The following is a 17105-nucleotide window of genomic DNA, read 5'->3' on the forward strand; positions in this document are numbered from 1 at the left end:
CAATTTAGTTACACAAGGAACATTATATGGATATAAAAACCATAAAAACTATTGAGAGTGCCACCGAAAAATCTCTTTCAAGCTTCGCAAAATTATCTCTATCTTTGCTATTTTTATTAGCAGTATTTCTTTGGACATATTCTTCTCACGGTAAAGTACCCGATAATACTTTTTTAATAATTGGTGCTATTTTTGGAGCTTATATGGCTTTAAATATTGGTGCGAATGATGTTGCAAATAATGTTGGACCAGCAGTTGGTGCAAGAGCTTTAACTCTAACAGGAGCGATTATAATAGCAGCTATATTTGAAAGTGCTGGAGCTATTATTGCTGGTGGAGATGTTGTTAATACTATTAAAAGTGGAATTATTGATATTACACTAATTTCTGATAAAAACTCATTTATTTGGGCAATGACCGCGGGACTTCTTGCAGGTGCTGTTTGGTTAAATTTTGCTACATCTATTGGAGCACCTGTTTCAACTACTCATGCAATTGTTGGTGGAGTAATGGGAGCTGGAATTGCAAGTGCTGGTTTTTCTATTTTAAATTGGGGTAGTTTAGCTGAAATTGCTTCTTCTTGGGTTATATCACCATTACTTGGAGGATTTGTTGCTGCTAGTTTCTTATACTTTATAAAAAAACAGATTGTTTATAAAGAGAATATGCTAGAACAAGCACAAAAGTTTGTTCCTATTTTAATTGCAATAATGACTTGGGCTTTTACAACATACTTAATTTTAAAGGGTTTAAAACAATTAATTCATGTTAGTTTTTTACTTGCTTCAGGAATTGGTATTTTATTTGCTATTGCTGCATATTTTTTAACTAAACAAAATATAGATAAAAATTTATCAAACTTATCAAATGATAGATCTAGTGTAAATAAATTATTTACACCTGCACTTATTTTCGGTGCTGCGCTACTATCTTTTGCACATGGGGCAAATGATGTTTCAAATGCTATTGGACCTCTTGCTGCTATTAATGATGCCATATTACATGAAGGGGCAAATGTAAATGCATCAGTTCCATTTTGGATTATGATTGTTGGTGCTATTGGTATTGTTATTGGTCTTATTTTGTATGGTCCTAGGCTTATCAAAACAGTTGGTAGTGAAATTACAGAACTTGACCAAATGAGAGCATTTTCAGTAGCAATTGCAACTGCTATTACTGTTATTTTAGCAAGTCAATTAGGTCTTCCAGTATCTTCAACACATATTGCAATTGGTGGTGTTTTTGGAGTTGGATTTTTAAGAGAAGCTCTTGATATGACAGAAAAAAACTATGTTCAAGATATTAGAGAAAAGTTTAAAAAACATAAAAAAGAACTTGAGAAATTAAAAGCAGATTTATTTAAACTTGAATCTTTAAAAGATAAAAATAAATCAACTTATGTAAAAATTGTTGATTTATTTAAAAAGATTGATGAAATTGAAGATCAAGTAAAACAAGAGAAAAAAGATTTCAAAGAAGCAAAAGGTGCAAAATATGTAAAACGAGATGCTGTTAAAAAAATAATTGCAGCTTGGGTTATTACAGTACCTGCATCTGCTTTAATTGCAGCTGGAATTTACTATATGATAAAAGGAATTGTAGCAGTTTAAAAACTGTTACAAAAGGATAAAAAATAGAAGCATTACTATCAGTTCTTCCAATATACTTTTTTATCTTTTTGGGTTTTATTGCTAAAAAAAAGCTAAAAACTCAAATAGATGAAAAATCATTAGTTTTAATATCTCTATACTTTCTTCAACCAATTATGATTTTTTGGGGATTAACAAAAGAACCTATAAATTATGAGTTTATACTATCTCCAATATTTTTTATTTTTTGTATGGCTTCAACTCTACTTTTAATGCTTCTTTACTCAAAATTTATTTTCTCTTCAAAAACAGATGAAAATATCTTTTTAGCAACAGCTTTGATTGGAAATACTGGAAATCTAGGAATTCCCCTTGGTATTGCACTTTTTGGAGAGCAAAGTGTTCCATATACAAGTATTATAAATATAGCAAACATTTTTTTTATGTACACAATATCTATCTACTTTTTTGCAAGAGAGCAGTTTAATTTCAAACAATCTTTAAAATCTATATTTAAAATTCCAGTAATTTGGTTTGCACTTCTAGCTTTAGCTGTAAATTATTATAAAGTTCCTATTCCAAAAGAGTTTGATTTTGCTTTAGAAATGGGTGCATATACATCATTAACACTACAATTAATAATTTTTGGAACATATCTTTATAGTGTAAAGATAAAAACTATCCCTTGGAAATTATCTTTACAAATAAGTTTTGTTAAACATATTCTTTTACCTATTATTGGTATTTTAATCATTATTAGTTTTACAAATTTAAACTCTATGGTGGCTTCAATTCTTATAATGGAACTTATGATGCCACTTGCTGTAAATAATGTAAATTTTTCTGTAATATACAATACAAAACCAACAGATGTAGCTGCAACTATTTTAGTTTCTAGTGCCATTTTTGTAGCAATTCTTCACTTTTACATTGAAATCATTAATTATTTTATAGGATAAATATATGAAAATATATAATTTTGAAAATTTAACTATATATTTTGAGGGTGAAATATATAAATTAGAAGAGTATCTAGTTAATAATATTGGGGAAATTTTAAAAGATTTATATATAAAATATTCTTTTGATTTTGTATCAAAACTTGATGGAATTTTTGCTTTTTGTATATATGACAAAATAAAGAATCTTTACTTTTGTTCAAGAGATAGATTTGGAAATATTCCATTTTATTATTATATAAAAAATGAAAATTTTATATTTTCAACTTCTATAAAACATATTTTAAAAGAGCTTAATTTTTCACCAAAGTTAAATAAAATTGCTCTTAGTAAATATATTCAGCACTTCTCAACTTTTGGAGAAGATACATTTTATTGCGATATTTATAAACTTGAAGATAGCTCATATTTGATTTTTGAACCAAAAAAAGATTTAATCAAAAAGAAATATTATAAGATTAATACATATAAAGCCTTAAACGATGAAAATATAGCTTTAAATGACTTAGAAGAGCTTTTATACTCAGGAATTGAAAAACGGCTTATATCGTCTCCTAGTACACTTTTAAGTGGTGGAGTTGATAGTTCACTTATATCTTCAATATATACAAGAATATCTGGTAGAAAAATAGATACTTTTTCTATAGGTTATAATGAATACAAAAACTATTGTGAACTTCCATATGCCAAAATTACTTCAAATCATATAAACTCAAATCATCACGAAATAATAATTGATAAGAAAAACTATATAGATAGTTTTTATAATACTTTAGAGTTTTTTGATGAACCACATGGTGATAGTGCTGCTGTTCCACTAAATTTTTTATTAAAAAGTGTTAAAGATTTTGGCGTAAATTCACTTCTATCTGGAGAAGGTGCAGATGAACTTTTCTTTGGTTATGATAACTATGCAAAATTTTTAAAGTATCATAATTTTGAAAAATCTTTATCAAAAGAACAAAATGAGTTTTTGAATGAAATAGTATCAGCTTTGCAAAATAATACAAAAGAGAGTGAATATTTAAGAAGAGTTGTAAAAAAACAAAATATATATAACTCTTTTGGAGAGATTTTTAATGATATACAAAAAAGAAAGTTATTTGTAAAAGTTCCAACATTTAAAAGTGAAACACCAAAACAAGATTTTATTGACAATATGAGTTATATTGATTTAAAACTTTGGGTTTCAAATCCTGTTTTAACAAAAGTTTATAAAGTTTCAAAAGCAAACTCTCTGCAAATTCATACTCCATTTTTGGATAATGATATACTCAAATATATTTTTAGCGTTGAAAGTTCAATAAAAATGGGCAATACAAACAAATATCTACTTAAAAAAATTGCATCAAAATATATTCCTGAACAAATCATAAATAGAACAAAAAAAGGCTTTAACTCTCCTTTTAATGAATGGCTTCATGAAGAGTTTGGAAGCTCTATTTTAGATACTATTTTGGAAGTAAATAGACAAACAGCTTTTTTTAATGAAAACTATATAAGAAAGATTTATACACTCGCTAGTTCAAATAAATTTAAACAGCATCTGTACTCACTTTTTGTTTTCTCTTTGTGGTACAAAAAAGTATATCTTTAATTTTATTTACAATGTTTCCCGTGAAACATTCTTACTTTTCCCAAAACTCTTTTAGTGCTTGTGTTTCTTTTTGTTCATAATCTTTAATACTAAAATCTGAACTAAAACTTATCTGCTCAATCTCTTTCATAGCAGCTTCATAATCTTCTTGACTAATTTTCGAGTCACTTTTTATCGTTTGTTCTTCAATTACTGTTTCATTCATATTTTTTGTTTTTATATTTGTACTATTTCCGGCTTTTAGATTCAAATAATCTTTCATCAGTTTCTCATACTCTGAAAAGTCTAACATCATTATAGATGGTTTACCATCACGAAGTATTACTGCTTTTTCAATCTCTTTTTTTTGTAATTTATCAAAAATAGATTTATTTTTTCTTACTAAATCAGTTGCCGAAAACATCTCATCTGATGTGTATTGTAATAAAGACATAATGTAACCCTTTACATAAAATATCTTGTATTATAACACATTTTATAAATTATTTATAAATAAAAATTTATTTGCTAAAAATATTTTCAGCCCACTCTGTAATAGGACCTCTTAGAATTTTTTCAAGCTTAATTGCAAAAATATTTACAAGATTATTCTCATTTTGAGTAGATTTTAAAAGAGTTGTTAGAGCATTTGTATATCTGTTTACATAAAAATTATCAATTTGTTTATTTGAACCAAGAATTACAACTTTACAAGAGTTATCAACTCTAGAAAGTACCATTTGCATAGTTTTATTAGACATATTTTGTGCTTCATCAATTATAATAAACGAGTTTGAAAGTGTTCTACCTCTCATTTCCCCAACCCACATGGTTTCAATACCATAATTTGAAATCATCTGCTCTACTCTTGAGCTTACTTCACTATCTTCAAGTGGAGTATATGAAATATCATCCCTTTTACTCCTTCTTCTTTTGTGCTCAGTTCGTATAATATACTCTAAACTATCCATAAGTGGATGATTATATATTCTAAACTTCTCCTCAAGTCCTGGTAAATATCCAACATCTTCACCTTTATCCAAAGATTCAATAGAGTTTCTTATATATATAATTTTTTGAAAATGTTTCTGCTTCACAAGTTTTAACGCACCACTTAAAGCTAACAGTGTTTTCCCACTTCCAGCTTTAGCTTCAACTATTAAAACATTATAAAAATGATTTATTATAGCATTTGAAAAGAATAGTTGCTCTTTATTTAAAGGGGTAATTATTTGATTTCTTATCTCCTCTTCATCAAGGACTTTTATCTTATTATTTTGAATTGAAGCTAAAATAATTTGATCTGAGTGCTTAACTTTTAAGCAATATGAAAAATCAGAAACTTTATGTTCTTTATCGAATTTGATTATATCTTGATTCTCTAAATCTTCTAAATCTTCGAAGTTTATATCAATATTCTTGATAAAATCGAAATCAAATTTATCACTATCTTTACCATGAAGTGCTACACTTTTTATATCAAGAGATATAGCTCTTGTTCTTGCCATAATATCCATAGAGACAAATTTTATATCTTTGTTATAGTATATTTGTGCAAACTTTGCAACCTCAAGTATTTTTCTATCATTCAAAATATTTAAAGATATGTTTTTACTATTTATAGTGTACTCATCTTTAGAGATAATATCCAATATTGTTTCATCTTGATTTATAAGTTTTAATCTAATTATCTTAAAATCTTCATATTTATTTGAACTTAAAATTTCAGAGTTCTCTAGAATTCTTGCAAACTCCCTAGCTTGAAAATTTATTTCGTCATATCCGCTTTTTTTGCTATCTATTTCATCTAAAACCGTTTCACTTAAGATTATTAAATTTTTTCTACTATCGCTTAATTTAAAGATATTTCTAGCATCTTCAAGTAATATATTTGTATCTAATAGGTAATATTTTTCAAAATTCATCTTACTTTTTCACCTTTTTTGGTTTCATAATCATATATGATATAAATGCAAATAACAAAACTATAATCCCTGTAAATAAAATTGAAAAATCTTTTGTAACTACATAAGTAACAATTAAAATGGCCAATAAAGTTGGTTGTTCATTATACATTCTAAAGAATTTTCCACTTCTTTTGCAAGTATCATTTTCTAACTGTTTTCTATAATAATTTAAAGAAAATGAGTAAGCTACCAAAAGTGATAACATAAATAGCTTTGCAATCATCCAATTTTGACTTAGAAGCACTGGATTTAAAACTAACATACTAATTCCACTTAAAATAGTTATCCACATAGCTGGATGACCTATGTACTTGTATATTTTCATCTCTTGTATTTTTACAACTTCAACAAACTCTTTTTTATCAATATTTTCTACGTGATATACAAAAAGCCTAGGGAGATAAAATAGCATTGCCATCCAAGATAAAACTGCTATTATGTGCAGACTCAAAATCCAAGTATAGTATTCCATATAATTTCTCCTAATATATTAAAGTCTATTCTATCAAAATTAACAAATATTAAAATGAAAATATAGGTATAAATTTACTTTTCATTCTTAATTTTTTTAATCCACTCACTTAAAGTTTTTTCAAATCCAATATCAAGAGAATTATAAAGCTTTAAATCCTCTTTTAAATACTCTTGTTCTACATATCCACCAAAATCATGGGGATAAAGATAACCAATATGTTGGCTATCTAAATGTTTTGGAATATCAAGAATTTTGCCATTTTTTATCTGCTCAAGAGCTTTATTTATTGCTTTATAACCACTATTTGATTTTGGACTTGAAGCTAAATAAATAGCACACTGAGCTAATATAATTCTTGATTCTGGGTATCCTATTTTATTACAAGCTTGCATTGTACTACTTGCTAGATTTAAAGCATTTGGATTTGCATTTCCTATATCTTCACTTGCAAATATTACAAATCTTCTAGTAATAAAATCCACACTCTCTCCACCATCTATTAATCTTGCCATATAGTATAAAGAAGCATCAATATTTGAACCTCTTAAAGATTTAATCATAGCACTTGCTAAATCATAGTGTGAACTACTAGAACTAACACCATCTCCTATAACATTTGCTCTTAACTCTTTTAAAGTAGATAGTGTAATCTCTTGATTTACTTTATATGAAAAATTCAATAAAGTAAGCATAGCTCTAGCATCTCCAGAACTTGAGTAAATCAAGTACTCTTTAGCTTCATTTGATAAAGTTATATCAATATCTTTTAAAACTATATTTAATATTCTCTCCATTTCATTATACGTAAAAGGTAAAAATTCATATAAAAATGATCTTGATCTTATTGCACTTGTAAGAGTGAAAAATGGATTTTCTGTACTTGCTCCAATAATTGTAGCATCATAATTTTCCATAATTGGAAGTAAAACTTCTTGTTGATTTTTTGAAAGTCTATGAACTTCATCTATAAATATTAAAGGTTTAATAAAGCTATTTTTGTATCTATCAAATACCTTTCTTAAATCTTCAATTTTAAATGTTGTTGCATTAAAATAGTGATAATCGCTACTTATTTCACGAGCTATAATTTTTGCTAAAGTAGTTTTTCCAGTTCCAGGTTTTCCATAAAAAAATAGATGAGGAATATCTTTTTGTTTTATTAATTTATAAAGAGTTTTGTCTTTACTTATAATATGAGATTGACCAACAAAACTATCAAGAGTTGTTGGTCTATATTTGTTAGCTAAGTCTATCATCTTCTTCGTTTAAAAAGATTCGTAAATTTTTATACTCTTCTTTAGTAAGGAATCTTGATTTTCCAGTTGGTAGATTATTTAAACTAACCCCACCATACTCAACTCTTTTTAAATCCATAACATCAAGTCCAAAATACCCAAAAAATCTTCTTAGTTCTCTATTCTTACCTTCACTAATTACTACTTTTAGTTTAGAAATCTTTTCTCCATTTGTTTGAATATCATATGCTAAAAATGGAGCAAAATTCATTGATTTTATCTTTGTTTTTTTATATGCACCTTTTGTTGCATCATCTATCTCTAAGCCTCTTTGCATTGCCATTTCAATTTTTGGAGATATTGGACCACTTACTTTTACTTTATAAACTCGCTCAAGATTTGAGTGCATTAAAGAGTTTACTACGTTTACACTATCACTTAAAAGTAAAAGTCCTTCACTTGCGTAGTCAAGTCGCCCTACACTCATAAAATGCTTGTATTTACTCTCTAAGCCATCATAAATAGTTTTTCTACCTTGTGGATCACTTTTTGTTACTAACTCACCTTTTGGCTTATTGTAAACTATTACTGTGTACATTCTCTCTTTGTCTTCTTTGATAATTTTTTTACCAATTTCAACTTTATCACTTACTTTAACTTTAGTAGCTAAATCTGTAATAACTCTATTATTAACTTTTACTTTTCCTTCAGCTATTAAAGCATCTGCTTCTCTTCTTGAGAAACTACTGTTATGAGATATAAATTTGTTTAATCTTAACTCTTCAACTGCTCTTGTTCTTACTTCTGGCTTTTTTATATCTTTTTTTTGTTCTTTTCTTGTTTCGTTTTTCATTTTATACCTGCCTCTATTAGGTCGTGAATATGTAATAAGCCTTTAAGCTCTTTATTTTTATTTGTAATTATAAGAAGTTGAATTTTATAATTCTCAATAATTTGTAAAGCATCACTTGCTAAAAGGTTTTCATCATCAAAAGTTCGTGGGTTTAAAGTTGCAATAGTTTCAACATTACAATCTATAGAAAAACCATCTTTCATTAATGCTCTTCTTAAATCTCCATCACTTAAAACACCAATAACTTTTTTATTATTATCTTCAATAATTACTGAACCTAGTCGTCCTTCACTCATAACAATTATTGCATCTTTTAATTTTGTTTCACGTGAAACAATAGGAAGATTATCTTTTCTTAAAAGGTCATCTAACTTGACAAATAGTTTTTTCCCCAAACTTCCACCAGGGTGGAAAGATGCGAAATCTTCTTTTTTAAAATCTCTTTTTTTCATCAAACAAACAGCAAGTGCATCACCCATTGCCATTGTTAATGTTGTAGATGATGTTGGAGCAGTATCAAGAGGACAAGCCTCTTTTTGTACATTAATATTTATAAAATAATCTGAGTATTTTGCTAAAGTTGAGTTTTCATCTTTTGCCATTGCAATTAATGGAATATTAAATCTTTTTATATGTGGCAGAATTTGGATAAGTTCTTCGCTCTCTCCACTATATGAAATAGCCAAAACTATATCCTCTTTTCCAATCATTCCTAAATCACCATGCATAGCTTCTGTTGGATGAAGGAAAAACGAACTAGTTCCAGTACTCGCTAAAGTAGCAGCAATTTTTGCACCTACAAGTCCAGATTTTCCAACTCCTGTAACAATAAGTTTACCTTTTGACTTTATAATAAGATTTACAATATTTTCAATATCAAAAGAGATAGAGCTTGAAGCAATTTCAAGCTCTTTTGCTTCAGTAAGTAAAACTTCTTTTACTAGCTCTTTATAGTTCATTTTTTACCTTATTGCACAAATATTGTTGGAACAATCATTGGATATTTTTTATATTTTCTTACACAATGTTTTCTAACAACTTTTCTAAGCTCATCTTCTAAAATTCTACTATTTTTAAATATTCCAGGTTTTGCATTTAAAAGGAAAGTATTTAAAATTTCTTCTATCTCATTTGTAAAAAATCTATCTTGCTTGTCAGATATAAATCCAAATGTAGCAACTTTCGGTTTTGTTGCAAGAGTTCTATCATTTTCGTTTATTTGAGCAACTATCATAACAATACCCTCTTTTGCCATTGTTTGTCTATCAATAACAACATCATCAGATATCTTATGATTTAACTGATTATCAATATAAACTTTTCCACTTTTTACACTTTTTACTTTTTTAAGATATTTAGGATTTACTTCAATTTGCTCACCATCAGCCATAACATAAACATTTCTTTCTAAAACTCCACAATCAACTCCAGTTTCTCCATGTTTTAATGCATGATTATATTCACCATGAACTGGTAAGAAGAATTTTGGTTTAACAAGTCTTAGCATTAACTTTTGCTCTTCTTGAGCAGCATGTCCAGATACGTGGATATCTGCATAGTCTTGATAAGCAACTTTTGCTCCAGCTTTTAAAAGATGATTGATAATCTCTGACACACTTCCTTCATTTCCTGGAATTGCTTTTGCTGATAAAATTATTTGATCTTCAGGTTTAATTTTTACATGTCTATGCTCATGAATTGCCATTCTATATAAAGCACTCATTGACTCACCTTGACTTCCTGTTGTTACAATCATAATCTCTTTATCAGTATATTTATTTATTTCATGAGCTTCAATAAATTGGTCTTTAGGGAATTTTATATATCCTAAAGTCATAGCAATATCTAAGTTTTTCTCCATAGAACGACCAATTACACAAATCTTTCTTCCATGTTTTAAAGCTTTTTCAATTGCTTGTGCAACTCTATGAATATTTGAAGAGAATGTACTCATAATAACTCTTCCTGTTGATGTTGAAAATATTCTTTCAAAAGTTGGTCCAACAGCTTTTTCAGTTTTTGTAAAACCAGGTGAGTGAGAGTTTGTTGAATCAGAAGTCATAACCAAAACACCCTCTTCTCCATAATGTGCAAGTCTATGAATATCTGTTGGAAAACCATCATATGGAGTATGATCTATTTTGAAATCTCCTGTATGAATCATAGTTCCAGCAGCAGTTTTAATAGCAATACAAGATGAATCTATAATTGAGTGAGTAACATGCATCCACTCTATTTCAAATTCATTTCCAATTTTAATTGGTGTTCTTTTAGAAATAGCTCTAAATAAAGCCCTATGTTCTCTCATTTTATGTTCATCAAACTTACTTCCAATCATCTCTAAAGGAAGTGGTGAACCATAAATTGGAAATTGCATCTCTTTGAATAAATATGGCATAGCACCAATATGATCTTCGTGACCGTGAGTAATAATAACTGCAACAATTTTATCTTTTATTTCACGTAAATATGTGAAATCTGGAATTAAAATATCAACTCCATGCATATCACCATCTGGAAAACTCATACCAACATCTACAATGATTGCTTCATTTTCAGTCTCAACAACCATCATATTTCCACCAATTTCATTTAATCCACCAAGTGGAGTAATTCTTAACTTAGCATTTGTATTTAAATTAAGTTTGTAGTGCGGATTTAATCTATCTTTATGGATTTTTTCATTTATCACATAAGCTTTTTTAAGATCATTAGTCCAACCATCACCTGTTGTAGGCATATCTTTATTTATAAATCTTGGTTTATTATTTGGTTTTTTCTTCTTAAAAGGTGCTCTTTTTTCTTGAGTTTGTTCACTATTATTACTATTTTCTTGATTTTGTTCAGAATTCTGAGCTCTAGGAGGTCTAGGAGTTCTTGGTCTGAATTCTCTTTTTTCAGGACTTAGAGTACCTGATACCTCTTCTCTTGTTTCACTTGTTTTTATTTCATTATTTTTTGAAATTTCTTCTTTATTTATCTCTTCCATTTTTTACCTTTGTATGCATTTGGCTATACAAAGATGAACTAACTTCATGAGGTCTTAAGTTGTCGTTTAAATCTAACTCTTCATAAAGAGCTAAAATTTTAGATTTTTCTAAGATTGAACTAAGATTTTTTGATAATTTTTTTCTTGGCTGTACGAAACAAACTTTCAAAAATCTATTTAAATCTTTATCAATCTTTCTAGATAAATCTTTTTTTATATAAAGAACAGAAGATGTAACTTTAGGCATTGGGTCAAATGCCGTAGAAGGAACATCAAAAAGTATTTTTGACTCTTTAGAGATAAGTTCGGTAATTATCCCCAAAGAAGAATACTCTTTATCATTTACTTTTGCAATAAACTTTTGTGCTACCTCTTTTTGAACCATTACAATAATGTGTTCACAAAGTTCATCCTCAAAAGCTCTTAATATAATATTTGTTGCAATATAGTATGGTAAGTTTGCTATTAAGTCATATTTACCATCATGTAAAAATTTCAGCTCATCCCAAGCTCTTAAAACATCTGTATGTTTTAGTGTGAATTTTTTACTCTCTATTTCATTTGCAAATTTCGACTTTAAAATACCGATTAAATCAGTATCAACCTCATAAGCTGTCACATCTTTGTACTTGACTAAATTTTTAGTCAAATCACCTAAGCCAGGCCCAATTTCTACAATATGATTATTGTTGTGGGGCATCGATTGGATGATTTTATCTAATATTGAACTATCTTTTAAAAAGTTTTGTCCAAACTCTTTTTTTGCTTTTATTTTTTCCATGAAACAAGAGTATATCTTTTTTTAACTTACATTTAGGTAATATCTTTAACTAATTTTTAAGGAATTACAATTGAATAATCTAACAAAAAGAATAATACCATGCCTAGATGTAAACAACGGAAGAGTTGTAAAAGGTGTAAATTTTGTAGGTCTAAAAGATGCTGGAGATCCTGTTGAAATAGCAAAAAGATACAACGATGAAGGTGCAGATGAATTAACATTTTTAGATATTAGTGCAAGTGTAGAAAATAGAGGAACTATTGTAGATATTGTTAAAAGTGTTGCAAAAGAGGTATTTATCCCACTAACTGTTGGTGGAGGAATACGAAATTTAGATGATATTTATGCACTATTAAATGTAGGTTGTGACAAAATCTCTATAAACTCAAGTGCAGTTAAAACTCCAATTTTAATTGATGATGGTGCTAAAAGATTTGGAAGTCAATGTATTGTTGTAGCAATTGATGTTAAAAAAGTATCAGATGGCTCTTACCATGTTTTTGTAAAAGGTGGACGAGAGGATACAGGACTTGATGCAATTTCTTGGGCAAAAGAAGTTGAAAAAAGAGGTGCAGGTGAGATTTTATTAACTTCTATGGATACAGATGGAGTTAAGCAAGGTTTTGATTTAGATATTACAAAAGCGATTTCAAAAATTGTAAATATTCCAGTTATTGCAAGTGGTGGCGCTGGAAAGATGGAACATTTTAAAGATGCTTTTGAAGCTGGAGCAGATGCTGCGCTTGCTGCTTCAATTTTCCACTTTAAAGAGGTTGATATTATGGATTTAAAAAGATATTTACAAAAAAACAATATAAACGTAAGGATATAAAATGAAAAGGATATTAGCAACTGCTATATTTTTACCGATTTTAGCTTTTTCTTATGAAATAAATTTTAATAAATCATTTTCTAAAGTTGTAAATCCAGATCTATTAACAACAAACATAAACATAAGTGTTGAAAAAAAAGATGAAAAAAGTGTAAATATTGAAATAGAAAAATTTAATAACTTTTTAAAAAATACAAAAAATCTTACAATAAAAAATACAAATTATAATTTGACTCCAAAATATGATTACGAAAATAATAAATCAATATTTAAAGGATTCATAGCAAATACAAGATTCTTAGCTGAATCAAAAGAAGCTAACGAGATAAACCATTTTTTAAGTAATTTAATGGCTTTAAAAGATAGTTTTAAATCAAATGATATCAAAGTAAATATCTCAAATTTATCTTGGGAAATTAGTGAAAATTTACAAAACAAAAATATTGATGAGCTAAGAGTTGATGTTTTATTATGGATAGGAAATTATACAAAAGAACTTTCAAATAAAATTGGAAAAAAATGTGAAATTAAAAATGTAAATATAAATGAGGATTTTAACTACCCTGCTCCTAAAACTAGAATGATGAGTTCTTCTTCAGATATGGTTAATTCATATGAATCAATAAATATTTCACCAATAAATGCAGAAGAAATTATAAAAATAAATACAAACTTTATACTGGATTGTAAGTGATTGTTAGCGCAGGAAATCAAGAAACTTTTGCGTTTGCTAAATCAATAGGTGTTGGATTAGTAAATAGCGCAATAAATTTAACAAAAATTTGTCTATTTGATAGACCAGAGTTTATTTTATTTATTGGAAGTGCAGGAAGTTATGGAAATCATAAGATATTTGATATTTTAGAGTCAAAAAACTCATCAAATATAGAGTTAAGTTTTTTAAATAATTCATCATATACACCAATAGATAATGCTGTAAGAATAGATACAAATTTAACAAAAAGTGAAGTAGTTGTAAATAGCTCAAATTATATAAGTACAAATCAAACTTTATCAAAAGAGTTTTTACAATACAATGTCGAATTAGAAAATATGGAATTTTTTTCAGTTTTAAGTGTTGCAAAAGAGTTTGAAATACCAGCTTTTGGTATTTTTGTAGTTACAAATTATACAAATGAAAATGCACACAATGATTTTCTACAAAATCATAAAATTGCAATGGAAAAACTAACACAACATTTAATAGATAAAAATATAATTAAAATAAAAGCAGAAGAATAATGACAAAAGAGCTATTATCATCTATATATGATTACACACTAGATGAATTAAAAGAAAAATTAAAACCATCGTTTAGGGCAAAGCAAGTTTATAACTGGCTTTATAAAAAGTATGCAAACTCTTATGATGATATGAAAAATCTTCCAAAAGATTTAATAGAAGATTTAAAAGCAAACTATCCAATTGATATATTAAAAGAAGTGAAAAAAGAGCAAAGTAGTGATGGAAGCATAAAATATCTTTTTAAATTAAGAGATAATCACACTATTGAAGCTGTTTTACTGTTGATGAAAGATAAAAAAATTGATGAAGATGGACAAATTGTAAGAAGTGAAAAGTATACTGTTTGTATTTCAAGTCAAGTTGGATGCAAGGTTGGATGCAGTTTTTGTTTAACTGCAAAAGGTGGATTTGTAAGAAATCTTACAGTTGGAGAGTATATAGCTCAAATTGTTCATATAAAAAGAGATAACAATATAGCTGAAAATAAAGCTTTAAATATTGTTTATATGGGAATGGGTGAACCACTTGATAATTTTGATAACTTTGTAAAAGCTGTTGAGATATTTTCAGAGCTTGATGGCTTGGCAATAAGTAGAAGAAGACAAACTGTTTCAACTTCAGGGATTGCAAGTAAGATTAAGAAACTTGGTGAAAAAGATTTACAAATTCAACTCGCTATTTCTTTACATGCAGTTGATGATGAGCTAAGAAGTGAACTTATTCCTATGAACAAGGCTTATAATATTGCTTCAATTATAGATGCAGTTAAAGCATTTCCAGTAGATACTAGAAAAAAAGTTATGTTTGAGTACTTAGTTATAAAAGATAAAAATGATAGTTTAGATGCGGCTAAAAAACTTGTAAAACTTCTTGATGGTATTCAAGCAAAAGTTAATTTAATATATTTTAATCCATATCCTGGAACAACTTACCAAAGACCAGTAGAGAGTGATATGATGAAATTTAAAGATTTTTTAAATTCAAAAAGTGTTATTTGTACAATTAGAGAATCAAAAGGATTGGATATAAGTGCAGCTTGTGGACAGTTAAAAGAGAAGGAGTTAAATGGAGATTCTTGAAATAGCTTTAATTATTTTTATAATAGTTGTAGTACTTTCTAGTGCTATTGGATTTTATGTTCACAATAAAGATGATAAACAAAATGATAAATTTGAGGAGAATTAATATGACAGTTACAAGATTTGCACCAAGCCCTACGGGATATTTACATATTGGTGGACTAAGAACAGCGCTTTATAGTTATTTGTGGGCAAGAAAAAATGGTGGAGTTTTTAGACTTAGAATTGAAGATACAGATTTAGCAAGAAATAGTGATGATGCTTTAAAAGCTATAATTGAAGCTTTTGATTGGGTAGGTTTATCTTATGATGGAGAAGTTGAGTATCAATCAAAAAGAACTCAAATATATAAAGAGTATATAAATAAACTTCTTGAAAATGGAAATGCTTATAAATGTTATATGAGTAAAGATGAATTAGACACTTTAAGAGCAACTCAAGAAGCTGCAAAACAAACTCCAAGATATGATGAAACTTGGAGACCTGAAGATGGGAAAATTTTACCAGCTATTCCAGAAAATGTTGAGCCTGTTATTAGAATAAAAGCTCCAAAAACTGGAGAGATTAGATTTAGTGATGGTGTAAAAGGTGATATGAAATTTGATGCTTCTTTTGTTGATGATTTTGTAATAGCTAGATCAAATGGAATGCCTACATATAATTTTGTTGTTACAATTGATGATATGCTTATGGAAATGACAGATGTAATAAGAGGAGATGACCATTTATCAAATACTCCAAAACAGATAGTTATTTATAATGCATTAGGTGTAAAACATCCAAATTTCTATCATGTTCCAATGATAAATAATCCAGAAGGTAAAAAACTATCTAAAAGAGATGGTGCAATGGATGTTATGGATTATAAAAGATTAGGTTATTTGCCAGAAGCTTTATTAAACTTTTTAGTAAGACTTGGTTGGTCAAATAAAGATCAAGAGATATTTAGTATGAAAGAGATGCTAGAACTATTTGACCCAAAAAATATAAATAAATCAGCATCAGCTTATAATGCAGAAAAACTATTATGGCTAAATAGTGAATATATTAAAGCTAGAACAAACGATAAATTAGTAGAAGAGCTGAAATTTTTTGATTTAGATTTAACTAATTATTCTAGAAAAGAAGAGATTTTAAATCTTTCAAAACAAAGAGCAAATACTTTAGTAGAATTAAAAAAATCTATTCTTGATATAAAAGATGCTCCAAAAGAGTTTGAAGAAGCTGGAGTTAAAAAATTTGTAAAAGAAGATACAAATTCTATTTTAAAAGAGTATTTAGAACTTTTAGAAAAAAATAAAAGTAGTTTTTCATCATCTAGTGAACTTGAGAATATTACAAAACCATTTATAGAAGCAAAGGGCTTAAAATTCCCACAATTGTTCCAGCCTATAAGGATTGCATTAACAGGTGGAACACAAGCACCATCTGTTTACGATATTCTTTTTATCTTAGATTTTGCTGAAAGTAATGCAAGAATTTCAAAAGCTTTGGAAAAAAATTTCCAAAACTCTTGATTTTAAAA

General features: G+C 27.8%; 16 protein-coding genes. 8 read left to right on the plus strand and 8 right to left on the minus strand.

The annotated features are described in order from the left end of the window. Nucleotides 1–26: 26 nt before the first annotated feature. The 3 genes from ACRYA_RS09910 to ACRYA_RS09920 all read left to right on the plus strand — a co-directional run bounded on the left by ACRYA_RS09910 (nt 27) and on the right by ACRYA_RS09920 (nt 4145). The gene (locus tag ACRYA_RS09910; protein WP_105917052.1) at nt 27–1610 is read left to right on the plus strand and encodes an inorganic phosphate transporter; all 1584 of its coding nucleotides are present in this window, start codon (nt 27–29) and stop codon (nt 1608–1610) included. Nucleotides 1611–1678: 68 nt separating this feature from the next. Next, nucleotides 1679–2548: an AEC family transporter gene (locus tag ACRYA_RS09915; protein WP_265936542.1), complete on the plus strand. Its 870-nt coding sequence runs from the start codon at nt 1679–1681 to the stop codon at nt 2546–2548. A 4-nt stretch (nt 2549–2552) separates the two neighbouring features. Further along, complete coding sequence (locus ACRYA_RS09920; protein ID WP_105917049.1) at nt 2553–4145, plus strand: asparagine synthetase B family protein; 1593 nt, start codon at nt 2553–2555, stop codon at nt 4143–4145. A 31-nt stretch (nt 4146–4176) separates the two neighbouring features. Here ACRYA_RS09920 and ACRYA_RS09925 read toward each other — a convergent pair whose 3' ends face one another. The 8 genes from ACRYA_RS09925 to rsmA form a co-directional block, all read right to left on the minus strand. Continuing rightward, entirely contained in the window at nt 4177–4578 is a 402-nt protein-coding gene (locus tag ACRYA_RS09925) for a hypothetical protein (RefSeq protein ID WP_105917047.1), read from the minus strand. Nucleotides 4579–4645: 67 nt separating this feature from the next. Continuing rightward, nucleotides 4646–6049: a PhoH family protein gene (locus ACRYA_RS09930; RefSeq protein WP_105917046.1), complete on the minus strand. Its 1404-nt coding sequence runs from the start codon at nt 6047–6049 to the stop codon at nt 4646–4648. A gap of 1 nt (nt 6050) precedes the next feature. Beyond that, a complete protein-coding gene (hemJ, locus tag ACRYA_RS09935; RefSeq protein ID WP_105917045.1) occupies nt 6051–6563 on the minus strand; it encodes a protoporphyrinogen oxidase HemJ in 513 nt (170 codons plus the stop codon). Nucleotides 6564–6637: 74 nt separating this feature from the next. Next, nucleotides 6638–7822 (minus strand): replication-associated recombination protein A, encoded by a 1185-nt coding sequence (locus ACRYA_RS09940; RefSeq protein ID WP_105917044.1) that lies wholly within the window; start codon nt 7820–7822, stop codon nt 6638–6640. Then, nucleotides 7806–8654: a pseudouridine synthase gene (locus tag ACRYA_RS09945; protein ID WP_105917043.1), complete on the minus strand. Its 849-nt coding sequence runs from the start codon at nt 8652–8654 to the stop codon at nt 7806–7808. The genes ACRYA_RS09940 and ACRYA_RS09945 overlap by 17 nt, the downstream gene beginning before the upstream one ends. Further along, nucleotides 8651–9613, minus strand: coding sequence for a KpsF/GutQ family sugar-phosphate isomerase (locus ACRYA_RS09950; RefSeq protein WP_105917042.1), 963 nt, complete (start codon nt 9611–9613; stop codon nt 8651–8653). The genes ACRYA_RS09945 and ACRYA_RS09950 overlap by 4 nt, the downstream gene beginning before the upstream one ends. An 8-nt stretch (nt 9614–9621) precedes the next feature. Then, the gene (locus ACRYA_RS09955; RefSeq protein ID WP_105917041.1) at nt 9622–11643 is read right to left on the minus strand and encodes a ribonuclease J; all 2022 of its coding nucleotides are present in this window, start codon (nt 11641–11643) and stop codon (nt 9622–9624) included. Then, entirely contained in the window at nt 11627–12424 is a 798-nt protein-coding gene (gene rsmA, locus ACRYA_RS09960) for a 16S rRNA (adenine(1518)-N(6)/adenine(1519)-N(6))-dimethyltransferase RsmA (RefSeq protein WP_105917040.1), read from the minus strand. The genes ACRYA_RS09955 and rsmA overlap by 17 nt, the downstream gene beginning before the upstream one ends. Nucleotides 12425–12494: 70 nt before the next feature. Here rsmA and hisF point away from each other — a divergent pair, with 70 nt between their 5' ends. From hisF to gltX, 5 genes are all read left to right on the plus strand, one after another. After that, nucleotides 12495–13256 (plus strand): imidazole glycerol phosphate synthase subunit HisF, encoded by a 762-nt coding sequence (gene hisF, locus ACRYA_RS09965; protein WP_105917039.1) that lies wholly within the window; start codon nt 12495–12497, stop codon nt 13254–13256. 1 nt (nt 13257) lies between these two features. Further along, complete coding sequence (locus tag ACRYA_RS09970) at nt 13258–13950, plus strand: SIMPL domain-containing protein (protein WP_105917038.1); 693 nt, start codon at nt 13258–13260, stop codon at nt 13948–13950. Beyond that, entirely contained in the window at nt 13947–14498 is a 552-nt protein-coding gene (locus ACRYA_RS09975) for a phosphorylase family protein (RefSeq protein WP_105917037.1), read from the plus strand. The genes ACRYA_RS09970 and ACRYA_RS09975 overlap by 4 nt, the downstream gene beginning before the upstream one ends. Beyond that, entirely contained in the window at nt 14498–15580 is a 1083-nt protein-coding gene (gene rlmN, locus ACRYA_RS09980) for a dual-specificity RNA methyltransferase RlmN (RefSeq protein WP_105917036.1), read from the plus strand. Before ACRYA_RS09975 ends, rlmN begins: the two co-directional genes overlap by 1 nt. Nucleotides 15581–15687: 107 nt before the next feature. Further along, nucleotides 15688–17097, plus strand: a complete 1410-nt coding sequence (gltX, locus tag ACRYA_RS09985) for a glutamate--tRNA ligase (protein WP_105917035.1) — start codon at nt 15688–15690, stop codon at nt 17095–17097. Nucleotides 17098–17105: the final 8 nt, after the last annotated feature.

The organism is Aliarcobacter cryaerophilus ATCC 43158 (assembly GCF_003660105.1).
Taxonomy (GTDB): domain Bacteria; phylum Campylobacterota; class Campylobacteria; order Campylobacterales; family Arcobacteraceae; genus Aliarcobacter; species Aliarcobacter cryaerophilus.